Genomic DNA, 15,551 nt, shown 5'->3' on the forward strand with positions numbered 1-15,551 from the left:
CCGGCGGTGTTTCAATCCACGCGCCCCGCGAGGGGCGCGACTTCTTACCTGGTGCGGGGTGTTGTGGAAAGTCCGTTTCAATCCACGCGCCCCGCGAGGGGCGCGACAAGATGGGCAATCAGGAGGGGTCATGCTCGCTGGTTTCAATCCACGCGCCCCGCGAGGGGCGCGACTTGGCAAGCCGCCCGATCAGATATCTGTTGTGTGTTTCAATCCACGCGCCCCGCGAGGGGCGCGACCCGTCGCCGTCGCTGTGCTTACGCGCACGGCGCGTTTCAATCCACGCGCCCCGCGAGGGGCGCGACAGGGGGAGGGATGATGGACTTGAATGAATGGGCGGTTTCAATCCACGCGCCCCGCGAGGGGCGCGACGTTGGCACTGGTCCGATTTCTCGCCAAGTATCAGGTTTCAATCCACGCGCCCCGCGAGGGGCGCGACACGGAGGACAAATGAAAGCACGATCACAGTCCGGTTTCAATCCACGCGCCCCGCGAGGGGCGCGACCTCACTTGAAGAGGAAGGGTGGGTTGCTTGCATTGTTTCAATCCACGCGCCCCGCGAGGGGCGCGACCGAGGATAGTGTAACATGTTCTATCGCATGTTCATACGAGGATAATTCCGCGAACTCAGCGATAACAGGGATCGCATTCCAGTTGTCAATGAACAAGAGAGACGTAACTCATTCCAGATAAACGACTAACGACTTCCGCGAACCGGCCTTGGTAAATCATGTGAGCTTGGGGTTCGCGGTTACAGAATGAGTGGGTCTTCCACGTCAATTGATGGCTTAGCCCCTTGGTGCTCAATGCGGTGTTTGTAGTTGTTTCCCAGGAAATAGAAGCGAAGGCTGTCAGTTTCCGGCTCGAAAAGATCGACCAGACGCGCTTTTAGCGCCGTCCATTGCGCCTGATCGACATTGCATTCGAAAACGGAATTCTGCACGCGGATGCCGAAATTCTCACATGCTTTCGCCACCCGACGCAAACGGCGCCGGCCCGCAAGATCAATGGTGCAAACATCATAGCTGACCAGAACGAGCATGGTGAGACTCCCGCTATTTCAAAAGAAACGGTGGATAGGCGTCGAGGTCTCCACGTAAATGGCGCGCGAGCAGGAGCGCCTGGGCATGCGGTAAGAGACCCAGTTCCACCTTTTCATTTAGAAACGGGTGCTGGAGGGTCTCTTGCTTCTTTTTCTGCCAGGTCTGGAGCACGGTCTTGCGCGTGTCGGGGTCCATGACAACCGCACCGGTTTCCGTGGTTTCAAATCCCTTGCCGTTCACCTGATTCAGATTGATCAGCGAAAGCGCCACGCGATCCGCCAGAATCGGACGAAACTCCTCCATGAGATCAAGGGCCAAACTGGGGCGGCCAGGCCTCAGCGCGTGAAGAAAACCGATCTGCGGATCGAGCCCGACGCCCTCAAGCGCAGATTCGCAGTCATGCGCCAGGAGCGTGTACAGGAACGAGAGCAGCGCGTTCAAAGGATCGAGCGGCGGGCGACGGCTCCGCGTGGTCAGCGCAAAGACGTCCTTCTGCGAGCGAATCATGCTGTCGAAAGCGCTGAAGTAGGCGCTCGCGGCCTCCCCTTCCAAGCCGCGAAGCGTATCGGTGTCCGCCGCACTCTGAACACGCCGGACCACATCGGAGATCATGCCAACGGAACGCGTGAGATCCGTGCCCGGCCCGTGATCGCGCTGCGCCCGTTGAAGCACCGTGCGGGAGTTGGCCAGCTTGCCCAACACAAAGTATCGTGCCAGTTCGCAGGTGGCGACCGGATCTCCTGAGCGGCGGATCTGCTCGCGTCTCAGCAACACGTTTCCCGAGACTGGTCCCGTCACTCGCGCGAGGAATTTGCCCCATTCGGAGAGGAAACTGACGTGTACGCCACGCTCACCGCACAGACCGAGCAACGGCGGGCTGCAGGCGACCTGACCAAAACAGACGATTCCCGCCAGCGTATGAATGGGCAGTCGCAAAACATCTGTGCGCTCCACGGACGCCACGACCGTTTCGCCTTCTTGCCGCAGGTAGGCCCCCTGTGTGGTAACGTAGAGCGTATTGAGCAGTTTCTTCATGACAGGTTTCGATCACGAACCGCGGCGGGATTATCTCCCCCGACGACCGTTGGATCGTCACGAGGGCAGATCTCCTCAATCTGGCGGAAGAGCCACTTTCGGGCGGACTTTCCATATCCAGCGGACTGTGGCAGACAGGCTTCCATCAGTGAACAGGAAGAACAGCGCTTGTTGTGGTCCGCAGGCGGCGTGACGCCCGCCGCGAACAGGTTCTGGACCGCCTGACAGACGGCTTCGGTCTCGGCACGGAGCACGGCATCGAAGGCTACGGGTGTCCGGTGCTGTTTCTCGCCCAGGAAGAGCGCCCCCTCCGGGATGCGGGCGGAGAGCATCTCCTCGATGCAAAGGGCCTGGGCGCAGAGCTGGACCTCGTAGCATCGGATGTCCTTTGCCGCGCCGCGCTTGTACTCCACGGGGAACGGCAGCCATGTGCCGCCGATTCCCGGAATGCAAACGCCGCCTTCGGAGGGCGCGATGCGGTGCAGTTCGACCACATCCGCAACACCCGTGATGCCGAGGCGGAGCGACCGGAGCCGGAGACTGCGGAGTATCTTCAGGTCGCCGCGCGACTCACTTGCTCCGCTGTGGGCCTTATCGTGGAGCACGCACCCCTCGGCAGTGAAGACGTTATCCGACCACACCTGCTCCAAGTGGATCAGCGCGCACCGTCGGGGACAATGAACGTACTGGCTCACGGCCGACAGCGGCAGAAGCTGGTCTTCGGTGTACATGGAGAGAGCCGAGAGCGTCATGGCGAGAGGCGCGACACGAGGGCGGCGTATTCGTCTTGGGCGGAGCGGCAGGTTTCAAGAAGATATTCAGGTTTTGTCGGAAACTGCGCGAGGCCCCGGTAATAAAAAGCCTTGTGCCGTTCGTCGATGATGAACGGCGTCACACCATGCCGGAGACATTCCCTGACCGCGACGAGTCGGCCGACGCGTCCGTTGCCGTCCTGAAACGGATGGATGGCCTCGAAGGCGTGATGGAAGGAGATGATGTCGTCGAAGCCAGCTTTGCGCGTGGCGGCATAGCCGGCAAGCAATTCCCGCATGGCGCGGGCGACCTGACGCGGCGGCGTGGTCTCGCGTCCGCCGACGACATTCGGGAGTTTCTTGTAGCCGCCAATGCGGAACCACTCCCGCCGCGAATCGGACGTGCCCCGTTTCAGCAGGGCATGGAACCGTTTGACCAGCGACTCGGAGAGGGGGCTGTCCGCCGTGTCCAGCAGCAGGTCGAAACAGGCGAAGTGGTTGACGGTCTCGATGATGTCATCCACTCCGGCAGACTCGGCGTTCTCGACCAGCAGGGTGTTGGTTTCGAAGATGTGGCGCGTCTGCTCCTCGGAGAGGCGCGAGCCTTCGATGCGGTTGGAGTTGTAGCAGAAAGCGATTTGCGTGGCGTGGTAGAGACCGCCCTTGAGACGGGCGGCCTTCTCCTCGCGCAACCGGGCAAGCAGGTTTGTCGGAAGTGACATGTCATGCCTCATGACGGAGATGCAGTCTCACCCCCTTGGGCAGCGTTGCATCCGTCCACTGATTGACCACCTCGTAGTCGACAAACGACTCCGGGAACTCCTTGCCATCCTTCAGCCTGACTCTGATCCCCTCGAACAGTGTATGGGCGTGAGCGCAGCCGAGTTTAGACTCGCGCAAGTTCTGCTTTTTCTGCTCTTCGTCAGTCGCCCCAGCATGAGTGCCGACGTGCTCAAAGTCATAAATACCGCGAACAATCATCTCGCCACGCGCGGCGGAACGGTCGTGTTCGAACATTCTGGAAAGGGCTTGGAAAAAGAGATCCAGGTCGGCCTGCGTGAACCCGGTGCGCTCGGCGAAGGATGGCGAAACATAACCTTTCGCGACATAGAGGGCGTAGGGGACGATGTGCTTGTTGCCCATCGTGCGTTCCTTCCCTTTATCTTTTTCCGCTGTAACCGCACATCGTGTAATGGAAATTTCGAGCGGGGTGATGCGATCAACGGACTGGCCAAAGGAGAACTGCACGGGTCCACGCACCTGACCGAATGCAGACCCTTTCATGATGTCATCGCCAGTGGATAGCACACCGCCAAACGTGCGCACATCAAAGAACTCACGGCAAAGCCAGTTCTTGGCTTTTTCTGCTTCGGATGATCCGATAAGGTGAGTGATGTTATCCTTGTCTTTTGCAGCAGTGATGGCTGGCTTCTGTTCGGTTTCGATGACCGCACCCTGCTTGATGAGAATCTTGAAGTCGTTAGCTGTATCCGACTCGCGGGCGGGTGGGAACAATTCGACAAAGTTACGGATCTTGCGTTTGAGACAGACATCGGTGACGATGCCGCGGTTGGTGTTGGGGTCGATGCGGGGCATGTTACCCGCGTCAGGGTCGCCATTGGGATTGCCATTAGTGACCTCGAAGAGGAGAAGGAAGTCGTGTCGGTTGGTGAGAATGCTCATGGTGGTTTTCCTTTTGTTTACGTGTTAAACGAGTGAGAGTTGGTGGTCGGTTTCTGTTTGGGCGATCTTCTCGGCCTCTTTGGCCTCTTTCCTTTCGGCGCGCCCGGCGGCATCAGCGGCTTGCTGTTGGTAGAAGCCTAGTGCAAAACGCCCTTGCGCTTGAAGGTCAAGGTGGCGAGGAAAGACGGGTGGAATCCTGTCAGCAGACTTGAAGTGCGAGAGAATGTCCCGGATGACGGTCTCCTCGTATGCGTTGTTGCCAGACTTACGAATCTTGTCGAGATGATGGCGGTTCAGGCGCAAAAGGAGTGGCAGGACGGTGCCGGGCGATGCGCTGGCTGTGCCGAAATAGCGTTCGGCGACGCCTGTAAAGCCTTTGGGGTAGCCTTGCGCTTTCTTTTGCGTTTCGGATAGCACCGACAACAAACGCCCGCAGTTGTAGGCGGGGTCGTCGGTGTCTGCTGTGAGCTGGGGTCTGATTTCCATGTCGGATTCCTTTCGGTTACGGTTGAGGATCAGTTTGAGAAGTGAGAAACGGCTCTCGTCGTAGATGAGCTTGTAGTCTTTATCGGCGAGCTTGGAGCGCAGTTGAGCGAGTATGGGCTTGATTAGGACGGTCGACGGCGCAGCGCGTTCGAGCGCGGCACGATAAAGCTGGGAAAGTGTTTCAGGACGAAGATCCTTTGCCTCGCGGACTGTGCTATTTGCGAGCCAGTAGATCGAGAGCGGATTGTACTCGGATTTCCTGTCTTCCGCTTTTTTCGCCGCTTTCGGCGCTTGTCGCATCGGAACATCAAGAGCGAGGTCAGCAAACCAAGTCACAAAGTTGGCGACGGCTTGATCCAGCGGTTCCTGAACCCAATGGCTGATGGCCATACGCCCCGCACAACCCTTGAGCGTGACCGCGATAAATGCATCCTTCTTCGCGAGTTCGCGATCGACGCCTGCCCACGGCGCCTTCATGAAATCTGCGACGGTTTGCGGGTCTGGCTTGTTTAGAAGACTAGACATCCAACTACCAACCATCTTTGTCTCCTTCGCCCAGAAGCAGAGAACCGTTCCGCCAGCCTCCCTGAGATGGGTGTTATCATCTTGCATAAGCGCCTTGAGCGCCGTGCAGTAAGCCGTAGCAGCATCTTCAGAGGTCGGACAGTTCAATCCTTCATGAAATCCGTAAGATGCGAAAGCCTTCGATGATTTCTCGAATGAAACCAGAGCCGCTCCTCCGGGCGGACTGTCAGCAAAACCTCCTATCTTTACACTGTGCGTGCGAGCGATGGGTTGATCCGGTTTGCCGGTGACGATGCAAAGACCGCGATGGGCTTCGGCTTTTGTCGCGTTGACCTCGGCGACATACTGCTTACGCCACCAGTCGCGAATGCCCTTGTCTTCCAGAAGAAGTCTGTCATTGACGCGGAACGAGAAGTTTTCAGGACCCAGTTTCACTTCGGAGCCGTCAGCGCGACGGATCCACCAAGCGGGCTTTGTTTCCTTCCTGCTATCGTCATTCGCCTTGGTGCCGTACCTGATGAACGGTGGCGGCTCGCCGTCCTTGAGTGCTCTGCCAAAAGAGACGACTTCAGAAAGACTATCCTTGCATTCGTCGGCATCATTCGCCGCCTGGATCTGCTCCCAAAACGCATGTTGTTTGGAAGCGTTGTTACGGCGGCGATCGACCTGCTTTTTTTCGGTCTCTTTGGCGAGTTTCTCTGGGTCGCCCTCCAGCCCGAACACGGCGGTGACGCCGTCGGCGAGAAACTCGGAGACGCCGCCAGCGACCTTGACGCGTTTGGTTTTCGGGCAGTCGAACTCCTTGCCGCGCTTGTCGTCCCCCGTCTGAGTCGGTCCTTGCCCGATCAAATGTCCCTCGGAATCGAGGTCAATGATCCATCGAACAGCCTTTGGCTCAAATGCGAGATCGTCAAGCAGGTTCCGGGAATGCGCGTAGTCGTAGAGGTGTTTCAGAAGCATGACTATTTGCCCTCCGTATCATCCTGAATTAGGACGGGGGTATCGTCAGGATGGCAGCGAACGATGTTGTTATTGATCTCAGCTTGAAAGAAAGAGGGGCGGGGGGTGATTTTTTTGCCCGCGAACAAATGGCTCGGATCGGCATTGTACTCCTGGAGGCGCTTGGTCTTTTCGCCCTTCTTCAACCCCGACAGGCTTTGCTCAAACTGCTCGCGGGTGGCAGTGATCGCTTCCGGGGTGAGCCATTTGAATCCTTTCTCAAACAGACGATAATCAAACACATCGTAGAGCATCAAACCCAGCGGCTCGTATTTGATCGAAGACAAAGGGTTGCCTGTGGCGGCAAGCTCCTCTTTGCGACGGTCAAAAGCAGTCACAGGGTCTTCTTCGTAGTCGAAAAAGGCGTCAAATTCACGAACCCCCATGCACGGACGGTGAAAGCATTTGCCGGAAGAGGCACGACGCTTGATCTGGCCAAGATACTTGCCGATGTTGCACGAGGCGCGGTCAGCCAATTGCGTCAGTTTGACTTCGGCGGTAATCAAGTATTCAACGTCCCGCAAGGCAAGCATGTTGCGCTGGGTTCCGTCAGCCGCACCGCCGCCTGCTTGGATGGGTTTGACCTCGACCGTGCCGTTCATCCAAGACTGCGCACTCTTATCGCTGATAACAGCAGTAACCTCGTTGCGGCGGGTGGAAAACCAAACGCCGCGTTTGACAACATGGATCGTGTCAATCAGGTAATACATCTCCGGTTCCCAGTAAACGGCTTCGAGGATGCCGCGGGCAGCGGACGGTGTAATGACCGGATAGCTGACCCGTTCGACTTTCATTTCAGGGCGTGTAAAACAGGCGAAGTCCCCCCACACGCGCAGGGTGATGCGGTTGTCTTTTATCATAGCAAGAAGTCCTCCAGTGGCGGCGCGTTGTCGGGTTTGATGATCCCCACGTGACGGTTGTACTGGGCGCAATCCAGCACAAAGATTTCAAGGTTGGGTAAAAGCGGAGTGAGCAATTGATGCTGCTGAAAGAAAAGGAAGTCCCGTTGGCGGGTGTTCACCATGTAACGCTGGAGGCGGCGGAGATCGTCACGGGTGAAACGCGGTTCCTCCGGGGCATGTTTGGCCCGGTTGCGGATTTCGGCGATAACATGGCGGGCGAAGCCCTTTGGAATGACGACAGGGGTTCCGGAGTCATGGATAACGACCGCTTTCTCGGCGACCGTGCGGAAATGGAACGCCTCGCGCTCGCGCTGAATGTCGTGTTGGTCGGAGTCCGACAATTGGAAAAGCGCTGAGAAGTAGTCCGCAAAAATAGACGGATCACTGGCTAACGCATCACCGGCTCGGTCTGTCAACCTCGCCAGCGTGATGGCGGCTTGTTCAGTGGCGGTGCTGTAGATGCCGCCGGGCAATTTGTTGTCTTCCGGCTTAAAGACATTTACCGTGCCGAAGTCAGCGAGTTTGTGTTCACGGTTACACCGACCCGCGACCTGAACGATGGAGTCCAGGGGCCCCATCGCCCGCCAGACGGCAGGGAAGTCTACATCCACGCCCGCTTCGATGAGTTGCGTGGCAATGACACGGCAGGGACAACCGGCCTTGAGGGCGCGGCGAATGCGACGGATAACGACAAGCCGATGAGCAGGACACATCGCGGAGGAAAGGTGGATCGGCTTTTGCTTGGAATCCGTGATTCTGTCGTTCAGTTTGTCCCATAGTTCGCGGGCGTGGCGTGTCAGATTGACAACACAAAGGCATTGTGGCTCGGCGACAAGACGGTCGGCTAGTGTGTCCCAATCCAGCGGTGCCGACTCAAACGAGTAGCTCACACGGCGGAGCGTTCTGTAAACAGCATCCGGTTCCGGCGCGATTTCGCGGATTTCATCAGGTTCGAAACCGTCTGGAAGACTGCGCGATTTACGGAAGGCAGGCTGTGTGGCGGAACTAAACACGACACTCACCCCGTAGTTCGCCGCGAGTTCGCGAAAGACCGAAAGCACCGGCGTCAGCAGGTGCGTCGGAAGCGTCTGCACCTCGTCGAAGATGACCACCGAGTTCGCGATGTTGTGCAACTTGCGAGCACGGGAGGGCGAGGCAGCGAAGAGCGACTCGATGAACTGGACGGATGTGGTGACAATGACGGGCGCGTCCCAGTTCTCGGAAACGAAGTCAAGATGCGAGACATCCTCGTCGTTCTCGCAATCGCGCGGTTTCACGGACGAATGGCATTCCAAAACGACGCCTTTATTGTCGGGATCGAGCACTCGGCGATACTCTGCGGCGTTCTGTTCAATGATAGAGAGATAAGGTATGACCACGATGACGCGCCGCAAGTTGTGTCGCTTGGCATGGGCGAGCGCGAACGCCATGCCCGCAAGTGTCTTGCCACCGCCAGTCGGTACGGTAAGCGAGAAAAAGCCTTTCTCTTTTTCAGCGGCAGAGACGCAAGCGTCGAAAATACTGTTGCGTATGTCAGCCATCGGGCTGGTCGGATTGGCGTCACGTTTGCGGTTGCGTTCAGCGATAATACGCGCCAGCAGTACGGATGCGTCAAGCGGGATAGCACTTGCGGCTAGTTTCACCGTGTTTGCGCCGAGTTTCTCCCAGAACGCTGAGTCCAGCCTATCCGCATCGATAAGACAGGAAAACACCATTCGTGTGAAGAATTCGAGGGAAAGCAGGTTTTCGGCAGATATGTGGGTCGGCAAAGAATTTTCTTTAGGCAACGAAAATTGTTGCGGCATGACGGTGCGCACCAGATCCGACGAGTTGGTGTCTGCCACCATCGCCTGAAGGTCGCAAACGTTGTGCAGTCCTGCATGATGGCCTGCAACAGCAAAAGCCAAGGGGAGTGACTCCGCGCAAAATGCAGCCGCCGCTCCATATTTCGCGTGCTGTGTATTGTTGTCTCTACGCCTATTGCCCGCAAGCATTTCTTGAAAGGGTCTTCGAGCCTTACCCAAATCATGCAGCAGACCAGCGGCGTATCCCCATTGTGACGCCCCAAACGCCCTGCCAAACTCACAACCCATTGACGCAACAGCTATGGCATGTTGATCTAATGGCTGCCAGTCCGATATTGGCGCGCCGTCTATGCTGTGAGCGTATCCGTTCAAAACGATGCCTTTTACATATGAATTGAGCGTAACCATACTGATAAAGTTATTTTTCGTCAAATGACTTTATTGCGGATGCGATCTGATACGGCGTGTCAACACACATGGTCAGTGCTCCTGTTTGGGTATACGGATGTGTTTCGGCAGGCCGGTCTTGACACTGCGGCGGCGGAGAAGGGTGCGGACCAGGGCGAGGTCGTCGGCAAAGTCGGCGCGGCGGGCGGCCTGGCTGGCAGCGGCGAGGAGCAGGTCGCCCAGGCGTCCGTTGGGAAACAGCACGCGGCAGGTGCCGCCGGGTTCGGCATTGCCCGTGGCGGCGTAACCGGCCCGGATGCGCGCTTTGAAATCGGCCAGCGGCTTCGGCAGGATCAGATCGAGTTCGTCCAGACGATATAGAAACGTCTCGGCCGAGACGCCGAAGCGGTGCTTGAGCCGCAGCAGCATCTCCCACGTCCAGCCGTCGGGGGTGATCCCGACCTGCCGCACCGTCGCGTGAACCGCCTCGGCGGGCATCAGGAAAAAGGCGGTGAACTTGGCCGCCACGTGGGCAGCGTCCAGCGGCTTGTCGCGTCCGGCGATCTCCCGCACCTGTCCCGTGTAGCAGTAAATGCGTCCCAGCTCGCGCACGAGCCGGAAGAGCTGGCGCTCGGTGCTCGGCCGGTCGGCGGTCGAGACGAAGAGAAAGGCGTTCTCCCACCGCTCGTCGTAGCAGGCGGCGCTCTCCACGCCGTCCGGCAGCGGCGCGAACACCACGCGCAGACCGGCGTTCTCAAAAAGCTCCAGATAGTCGAAAATCACGGCGGGGCCGATTCCGAAGAGGGCGCGCACGCGCATCGCGAGTTCGGCGATGCCGTATTCCGTGCGGGGCATTGCCAGACGGAGCGGGATGGCGGCCCGGCGGGCCGCCTCGCAGAGATCCTCGGCGATCAGGTAGGCGTGAACCAGATCTTCCAGGGTATGGAGGGTTTCGCGGGCGTAGGGCTTGTCGCCGGGGAGGAGGTGAATCAGCCCCTCAGGGGCCTCGGATGACCCCGCGAGATTTGGACGGCGGACCGACACGTGGTCGCGCGGCGTGTCTTCCGACCGCACCCCGTAGCCGACGGTTGCCTCCCTCAGGATCGCGGGCGTGATCACCCCGTCTGCCCGCCGCGCTTCGCTTCCGGCGCGGCCCAGCACTGCGTCCACCGAGACATCGAGCGCCGAGGCAATGCGGCAGAGCACGGGTGTGGAGGGAACGCTGCGCCCGCGCTCGATGTTGTTGAACGCCGGCGCCGACATCCCGATCCGACCGGCCAGATCGAGCTGTGTCATACGGCGCTGACAGCGGATATTGCGGATGCTCGCGCCAATGCCCGCCGCCGACAAGGAATCCGCTTTGGAAAAAGAGCGTTGATTCATGATTGGGACAATATATACTAAATCAGGATTGCCGACAACAACAATTTCTACAACGAGAAGAAGGCTGAAATTGGAAAGCTGAACATGCGCGTTACGTCAGGCGGCCAATGGCGGGAAGCGGCCCGACGAGGGGGCGGGCGTAATCGAGGAACGCACGGGTGACGTCGTTGCCGGCCTTGTTGATGAAGGCCGGCGGCATGTGACGGGTGTTCTTGGCGACGGCGCGGAGCGGGACGATGGTGAAGGTGACGGCATAGCGCCGACCGGGTTTGCGCGTGATCGCCACCGAGCCGCTGGTGTGCTTCCCGGAGAGGGCGGCGGCCACGGCGGTGGAGCCGACCCGCCGGGCTTCGCGCGCATCGGTCGGCGAAGCGATGCCGGGGAAGCTGCGCTGGAGGTAGCCGAAGGTGTCGGCGCGGACCCGCGAAACGCCCGCTTTCTCCTTCACAACCTGGGCCAGCAGGTCACCCAGCGCGCCGGTTCCGGATAGCTGGACGTTGCCGTGAGAGTCGGTCTCCGAGATGAATTTGGCAATAATCGGCGTGCCGTCGGCGTCGCAAATGCCTTCGGAAACCGCCACCACGCACCGCCCCACCGTCTTCATCACCCGCTGCACGTCGGCGGCGAAACGGTCGAGCGAGAAGGGGCGCTCGGGGAGGTAGATCAGGTGCGGCCCGTCGTCGGGATAGACGCGCGCCAGCGCCGATGCGGCGGTGAGGAAGCCCGCGTGACGGCCCATGATGACGTCGATCTTCACGCCGCCCAGGGCTCGGTTGTCGAGGTTGTCGCCCATGATCGCGGAAGCGACGAAGCGGGCGGCCGAGCCGAAACCGGGCGTGTGGTCGTTTGCGCGCAGGTCGTTGTCGATCGTCTTGGGGATGTGGAAGCAGGCGATGCCATAACGGGCGCGGCGGGCCTCTTCATTGATGATGTGGACCGTCTCGGCCGAGTCGTTGCCGCCGATGTAGAAGAAATAGCGGATGTCGCGGGCGTGCAGCACGCGGAAGATCGCCGCGCAGTCTTCGGGCGTCGGCTTGCGCCGCACCGATCCGAGTGCCGAGGAGGGGGTTGCGGCGACGGCCTCGAGGGTCTTGCGGCTCGGCTTGCGCAGGTCAATGAGGCGCTCCTCCAAGATCCCCTGAATGCCGTGGAGCGCCCCGTAGATCTTGCCGATGGCCGCCGCGTCACGGGCGGCGAGCACCGCGCCGACGAGGCTCTGGTTGATCACCATCGAGGGACCGCCGCTCTGGGCGATGAGCATATTGCCTGGGGTCATACGTCGCTCTCCTGTGTGAATCTCCGGGTGTGGACGAACGGGCCGCCCAGACTATAGCGCAGAGGCACGGGAACTGGCAAACGGAAAATCCACGCTTCCGAACCGGTCGGGGGTTGTGGTAAAGTTTCGGCATGGCCAGGAGCAAACAGGAGGCTGTGGGAGGCGGCGACGACGGGTCCGCAGCGGTTGAGGAGGATCTCGAGGAGTTGTCCTACGAACCGCCGTTGAAGGCGTCGTCGCAATTGCCGGTCGATGTGACCGCCCGCGATCTGCGCCGGCCGCGCGAACAGGCGGTCGCGATGGCCGTGGAGAGGGTCCTTCGGAGACTGGGGATCGAGGCGTCGCCCTGGCTCGAGCGACTGGCCGTGGAGTGGCCGACCGTCGCCGGCGCGGCGACGGCGGCCAAATGCAGGCCGGGTAAATTTCACAACGGGATTCTCTACGTCTACGTGCGCAACAGCGTGGACTTGTTCAACATCCGGCGCAACGACTTGCCGGCGTTGGATCGGGCCGTGCGGGCGTTTGCGGGTGACGTGCCGGTGCGGCAGGTGCGGCTCATGATCGGGTGACCGGCGTGAAACAGGGGAGACTCATGCAAAACCCCCTTCGGGGTATTTGCATGAGAGAAGTCAGGGGGGCGGACGCCATGCGGGTGATCGAGAAGCCGGAAGAGATGCAGGCGTGGGCGGTGGAGACCAAGCGCGCGGGTGTGCGCCTGGGGCTGGTCCCGACCATGGGTTATTTGCACGAGGGTCATCTTTCGCTGGTGCGGCTGGCGCGGGAGCGGTGCGGCGCGGTGGTCTTGAGCCTCTTCGTCAATCCGACGCAGTTCGGCCCCGGCGAGGACTTCAACGCCTATCCGCGGGCGGTCGAGCGAGACATCGAGCTGTGCCGCAGCGCGGGCGTGGACGTGGTGTTCTTTCCCCAGGCGGCGGTGATGTATGCGCCGGACGCGAGCGTGACGGTGGTTGAGGAACAACTCTCGGCGGGATTGTGCGGCGCGTCGCGGCCGGGTCATTTTCGGGGAGTCTGCACGGTGGTCGCGAAATTGTTCAATATCGCGCTGCCCGACGTGGCGGTGTTCGGTCAGAAGGACTACCAGCAGGTCGCCGTGATCCGCCGGATGGTGCGGGATCTGAACGTTCCCGTCGAGATCGTCGTCGCGCCGATTCTGCGCGACCCGGACGGCCTGGCGATGAGTTCGCGCAACGCCTATCTTTCGCCCGACGAGCGGCGGATGGGGCTTGGCCTGAGCCAGTCGCTGGCGCTGGCCCGTGACGCAGCGACGGCCGGGGAGCGCGATGCGGATGTGGTAATAGCCCGGATGCGCGCGCATCTGGAAAGCCGGGGATTGCGGGTGGATTATGTCGCGGTTGTCCACGCCGACACCCTGGAGCCGGTCGCCGCGCTGGCACACGGTCAGGTGGCGCTCGTCGCCGCCTTCGCCGGCAAGACGCGATTGATTGACAATGCGGCGCTGTGAGCGCCTCCGACCACCGGCACGGCGTCGAGCAGCGCGCGGGTGTAGGGGTCTTGGGGTGAACCGAGGACCCTTTCGGTGAGCCCGGTCTCGATGATTCGGCCTTTGTACATCACCGCGATGCGGTCGGCCAGATGCCGGACCACGCCGATATCGTGGGTGATAAAGAGGTAGGAGAGGGCGTGTTTGGCGCGGAGGGATTCGAGCAGGTTGAGGATCTGGGCGCGCACGGAGAGGTCGAGCGCACTGACCGCCTCGTCACAGATCAGGAGGCGGGGCTTGAGGGCAAGCGCGCGCGCGATGCAGATCCGTTGGCGTTGCCCGCCCGAAAAGGCGTGCGGGTAGCGGTCGAGCGCCTCGGGGCCAAGGCCGACATCGGCCAGCAGGCCAACCGCCGTTTCGCGCTGTTCGCGGCGACGGATCAGGCCATGCGCCAGCACGGCTTCGGTGAGCGCGTCCAGAATGGTGTGGCGCGGATTGAGCGAGGCCAAGGGATCCTGAAAAACGACCTGCACGGATCGGCGGTAAGCGGCTCGCTCGTCGGCGTCAAACGTTGTGATGTCGCGGCCGTCGAGCAGGATTTCTCCGGAATAGGGCTTGGCGAGGAGGAGGATGGTGCGGGCGAGGGTCGTCTTGCCGCAGCCGGACTCACCGACGATGCCGAGCGTCTCGCCCGCCCGCACCTGCAGCGAGACACCATCAACGGCGCGAACGTGGCTGCGAACGCGGCCGAACAGGCCGCTTCGCAGCGGGTACCAGGTGCGCAGATCACGAATATCAAGGAGTGTTTTCATCGGCATAGGGGCATCGGACGTGTCGCGCGGCGTCGGACCGGGCTGCGGCCAGGGCGGGGTGTTGGGTGAGACAATCGGGGCGGGCGCAGGGGCAGCGTTCCGCGAAGCGGCAGCCGCGGGGCCACGCGAGCGCCGATGGAACCTGCCCCGGAATGGCGCGGAGGGGGCGTCCCCGGGTCGCGGCGGAGGGAATCGCATCGAGCAGCGCGATCGCGTAGGGATGAAGCGGGCGCGCAAAAAACGCCTGCGCGGGCGCCTGCTCTACGATCTCGCCGGCATACATCACGGCGACCTGGGTGCACATGCGCCAGACGACGCCCATGTCGTGGGTGATCAGCAGCAGCGCGGTGGTTTTGCGGCAGAGGGCCTGCATCAGATCGAGCACCTGCGCCTGGGTCGTGACATCGAGCGCGGTCGTCGGCTCATCGGCGATGAGCAGATCGGGGCCGTGGCACAGAGCGATCGCGATCATCACGCGCTGCTGCATGCCGCCCGAGAGTTCGTACGGATAGGCGCGCGCGCAGCGCGCCGGGTCTTCGATGCCCACGCGCGCCAGCCAGTCCAGCGCGAGGTGTCGCGCCTCCGAGACGGAGAGGCGGCGGTGAAGGCGCAGGGCCTCGACAATCTGATCGCGCACGCGCCGGAGCGGCGAGAGCGCCGTCATGGGGTCCTGGAAAACCACGCCGATGCGCGCGCCACGCAGGGCGCGCAGCGCACGAACGGGAAGCGCGGTCAAATCCTGACCATCGAAGCGGATGGACGATTCCGGCGACAGGCGGGCGGGTGGCATGGGGAGCAGGCGGGGGATGGCCAGCGCGGTCGCGGACTTGCCGCAGCCCGACTCGCCGACGATTCCCAGAATCTCGCCGCAGTCGAGCGCGAGCGACACATCATCAACCGCAGCGACGACGCCGTCATCGGTGTCGAAGCGCACGGAGAGGTGTTCGATCTGGAGCAGGGGCGGCATCGGGCATCACTCCATGCGGGTTTTGGGTTTGGGG

Annotated in this window: 14 protein-coding genes and 1 CRISPR repeat array; of the genes, 2 read left to right on the plus strand and 12 right to left on the minus strand. The window is 61.0% G+C overall.

Translation table 11 applies throughout. From position 1 onward, the window contains the following. Positions 1-8: 8 nt before the first annotated feature. A CRISPR array of direct repeats spans positions 9-572; the repeat unit is 33 nt; unit sequence GTTTCAATCCACGCGCCCCGCGAGGGGCGCGAC. 179 nt (positions 573-751) lie between these two features. The 10 genes from cas2 to FJ222_09140 all read right to left on the minus strand — a co-directional run bounded on the left by cas2 (position 752) and on the right by FJ222_09140 (position 12,276). Continuing rightward, complete coding sequence (gene cas2 / locus FJ222_09095) at positions 752-1,042, minus strand: CRISPR-associated endonuclease Cas2 (GenBank protein ID MBM4164576.1); 291 nt, start codon at positions 1,040-1,042, stop codon at positions 752-754. Between the two features lie 13 nt (positions 1,043-1,055). Further along, a complete protein-coding gene (cas1c, locus tag FJ222_09100) occupies positions 1,056-2,078 on the minus strand; it encodes a type I-C CRISPR-associated endonuclease Cas1 (GenBank protein MBM4164577.1) in 1,023 nt (340 codons plus the stop codon). Beyond that, on the minus strand, positions 2,075-2,809 hold the full coding sequence (cas4, locus tag FJ222_09105) for a CRISPR-associated protein Cas4 (GenBank protein MBM4164578.1): 735 nt from the start codon (positions 2,807-2,809) through the stop codon (positions 2,075-2,077). The genes cas1c and cas4 overlap by 4 nt, the downstream gene beginning before the upstream one ends. Positions 2,810-2,826: 17 nt before the next feature. Continuing rightward, on the minus strand, positions 2,827-3,564 hold the full coding sequence (locus tag FJ222_09110) for a Fic family protein (GenBank protein ID MBM4164579.1): 738 nt from the start codon (positions 3,562-3,564) through the stop codon (positions 2,827-2,829). Next, entirely contained in the window at positions 3,554-4,513 is a 960-nt protein-coding gene (cas7c, locus tag FJ222_09115) for a type I-C CRISPR-associated protein Cas7/Csd2 (protein MBM4164580.1), read from the minus strand. The genes FJ222_09110 and cas7c overlap by 11 nt, the downstream gene beginning before the upstream one ends. A gap of 24 nt (positions 4,514-4,537) precedes the next feature. Further along, positions 4,538-6,484: a type I-C CRISPR-associated protein Cas8c/Csd1 gene (gene cas8c / locus FJ222_09120; GenBank protein MBM4164581.1), complete on the minus strand. Its 1,947-nt coding sequence runs from the start codon at positions 6,482-6,484 to the stop codon at positions 4,538-4,540. Positions 6,485-6,486: 2 nt separating this feature from the next. Further along, entirely contained in the window at positions 6,487-7,383 is an 897-nt protein-coding gene (gene cas5c, locus FJ222_09125; GenBank protein ID MBM4164582.1) for a type I-C CRISPR-associated protein Cas5, read from the minus strand. Further along, on the minus strand, positions 7,380-9,662 hold the full coding sequence (cas3, locus tag FJ222_09130) for a CRISPR-associated helicase Cas3' (GenBank protein ID MBM4164583.1): 2,283 nt from the start codon (positions 9,660-9,662) through the stop codon (positions 7,380-7,382). Before cas3 ends, cas5c begins: the two co-directional genes overlap by 4 nt. A 48-nt stretch (positions 9,663-9,710) precedes the next feature. After that, positions 9,711-11,000, minus strand: coding sequence for a helix-turn-helix domain-containing protein (locus tag FJ222_09135; protein MBM4164584.1), 1,290 nt, complete (start codon positions 10,998-11,000; stop codon positions 9,711-9,713). Between the two features lie 91 nt (positions 11,001-11,091). Then, positions 11,092-12,276, minus strand: coding sequence for a 6-phosphofructokinase (locus FJ222_09140; GenBank protein MBM4164585.1), 1,185 nt, complete (start codon positions 12,274-12,276; stop codon positions 11,092-11,094). 131 nt (positions 12,277-12,407) lie between these two features. Here FJ222_09140 and FJ222_09145 point away from each other — a divergent pair, with 131 nt between their 5' ends. Both FJ222_09145 and FJ222_09150 read left to right on the plus strand, forming a co-directional pair. Then, positions 12,408-12,845, plus strand: coding sequence for a DUF721 domain-containing protein (locus tag FJ222_09145; protein ID MBM4164586.1), 438 nt, complete (start codon positions 12,408-12,410; stop codon positions 12,843-12,845). A 77-nt stretch (positions 12,846-12,922) separates the two neighbouring features. Continuing rightward, positions 12,923-13,759, plus strand: a complete 837-nt coding sequence (locus tag FJ222_09150) for a pantoate--beta-alanine ligase (GenBank protein MBM4164587.1) — start codon at positions 12,923-12,925, stop codon at positions 13,757-13,759. On the opposite strand, the gene FJ222_09155 is transcribed toward FJ222_09150, so the two are convergent. Both FJ222_09155 and FJ222_09160 read right to left on the minus strand, forming a co-directional pair. Further along, positions 13,696-14,556, minus strand: coding sequence for an ABC transporter ATP-binding protein (locus FJ222_09155; GenBank protein MBM4164588.1), 861 nt, complete (start codon positions 14,554-14,556; stop codon positions 13,696-13,698). The genes FJ222_09150 and FJ222_09155 overlap by 64 nt on opposite strands. Next, positions 14,534-15,517 carry an ABC transporter ATP-binding protein gene (locus FJ222_09160; GenBank protein MBM4164589.1) on the minus strand — a complete coding sequence of 328 codons (984 nt, stop codon included), beginning with the start codon at positions 15,515-15,517 and terminating at the stop codon, positions 14,534-14,536. The genes FJ222_09155 and FJ222_09160 overlap by 23 nt, the downstream gene beginning before the upstream one ends. Positions 15,518-15,551: the final 34 nt, after the last annotated feature.

It is taken from the genome of Lentisphaerota bacterium (genome assembly GCA_016873675.1).
Taxonomy (GTDB): Bacteria; Verrucomicrobiota; Kiritimatiellia; order RFP12; family JAAYNR01; genus VGWG01.

Coding starts and splice junctions, on each gene's coding strand:
- cas8c (MBM4164581.1), bottom strand. CDS start 6,484: ATGCTTCTGAAACACCTCTACGACTACGCGCATTCCCGGAACCTGCTT.
- FJ222_09135 (MBM4164584.1), bottom strand. CDS start 11,000: ATGAATCAACGCTCTTTTTCCAAAGCGGATTCCTTGTCGGCGGCGGGC.
- cas5c (MBM4164582.1), bottom strand. CDS start 7,383: ATGATAAAAGACAACCGCATCACCCTGCGCGTGTGGGGGGACTTCGCC.
- FJ222_09160 (MBM4164589.1), bottom strand. CDS start 15,517: ATGCCGCCCCTGCTCCAGATCGAACACCTCTCCGTGCGCTTCGACACC.
- FJ222_09110 (MBM4164579.1), bottom strand. CDS start 3,564: ATGAGGCATGACATGTCACTTCCGACAAACCTGCTTGCCCGGTTGCGC.
- cas7c (MBM4164580.1), bottom strand. CDS start 4,513: ATGAGCATTCTCACCAACCGACACGACTTCCTTCTCCTCTTCGAGGTC.
- cas4 (MBM4164578.1), bottom strand. CDS start 2,809: ATGTACACCGAAGACCAGCTTCTGCCGCTGTCGGCCGTGAGCCAGTAC.
- cas2 (MBM4164576.1), bottom strand. CDS start 1,042: ATGCTCGTTCTGGTCAGCTATGATGTTTGCACCATTGATCTTGCGGGC.
- cas1c (MBM4164577.1), bottom strand. CDS start 2,078: ATGAAGAAACTGCTCAATACGCTCTACGTTACCACACAGGGGGCCTAC.
- FJ222_09140 (MBM4164585.1), bottom strand. CDS start 12,276: ATGACCCCAGGCAATATGCTCATCGCCCAGAGCGGCGGTCCCTCGATG.
- FJ222_09145 (MBM4164586.1), top strand. CDS start 12,408: ATGGCCAGGAGCAAACAGGAGGCTGTGGGAGGCGGCGACGACGGGTCC.
- FJ222_09155 (MBM4164588.1), bottom strand. CDS start 14,556: ATGCCGATGAAAACACTCCTTGATATTCGTGATCTGCGCACCTGGTAC.
- FJ222_09150 (MBM4164587.1), top strand. CDS start 12,923: ATGCGGGTGATCGAGAAGCCGGAAGAGATGCAGGCGTGGGCGGTGGAG.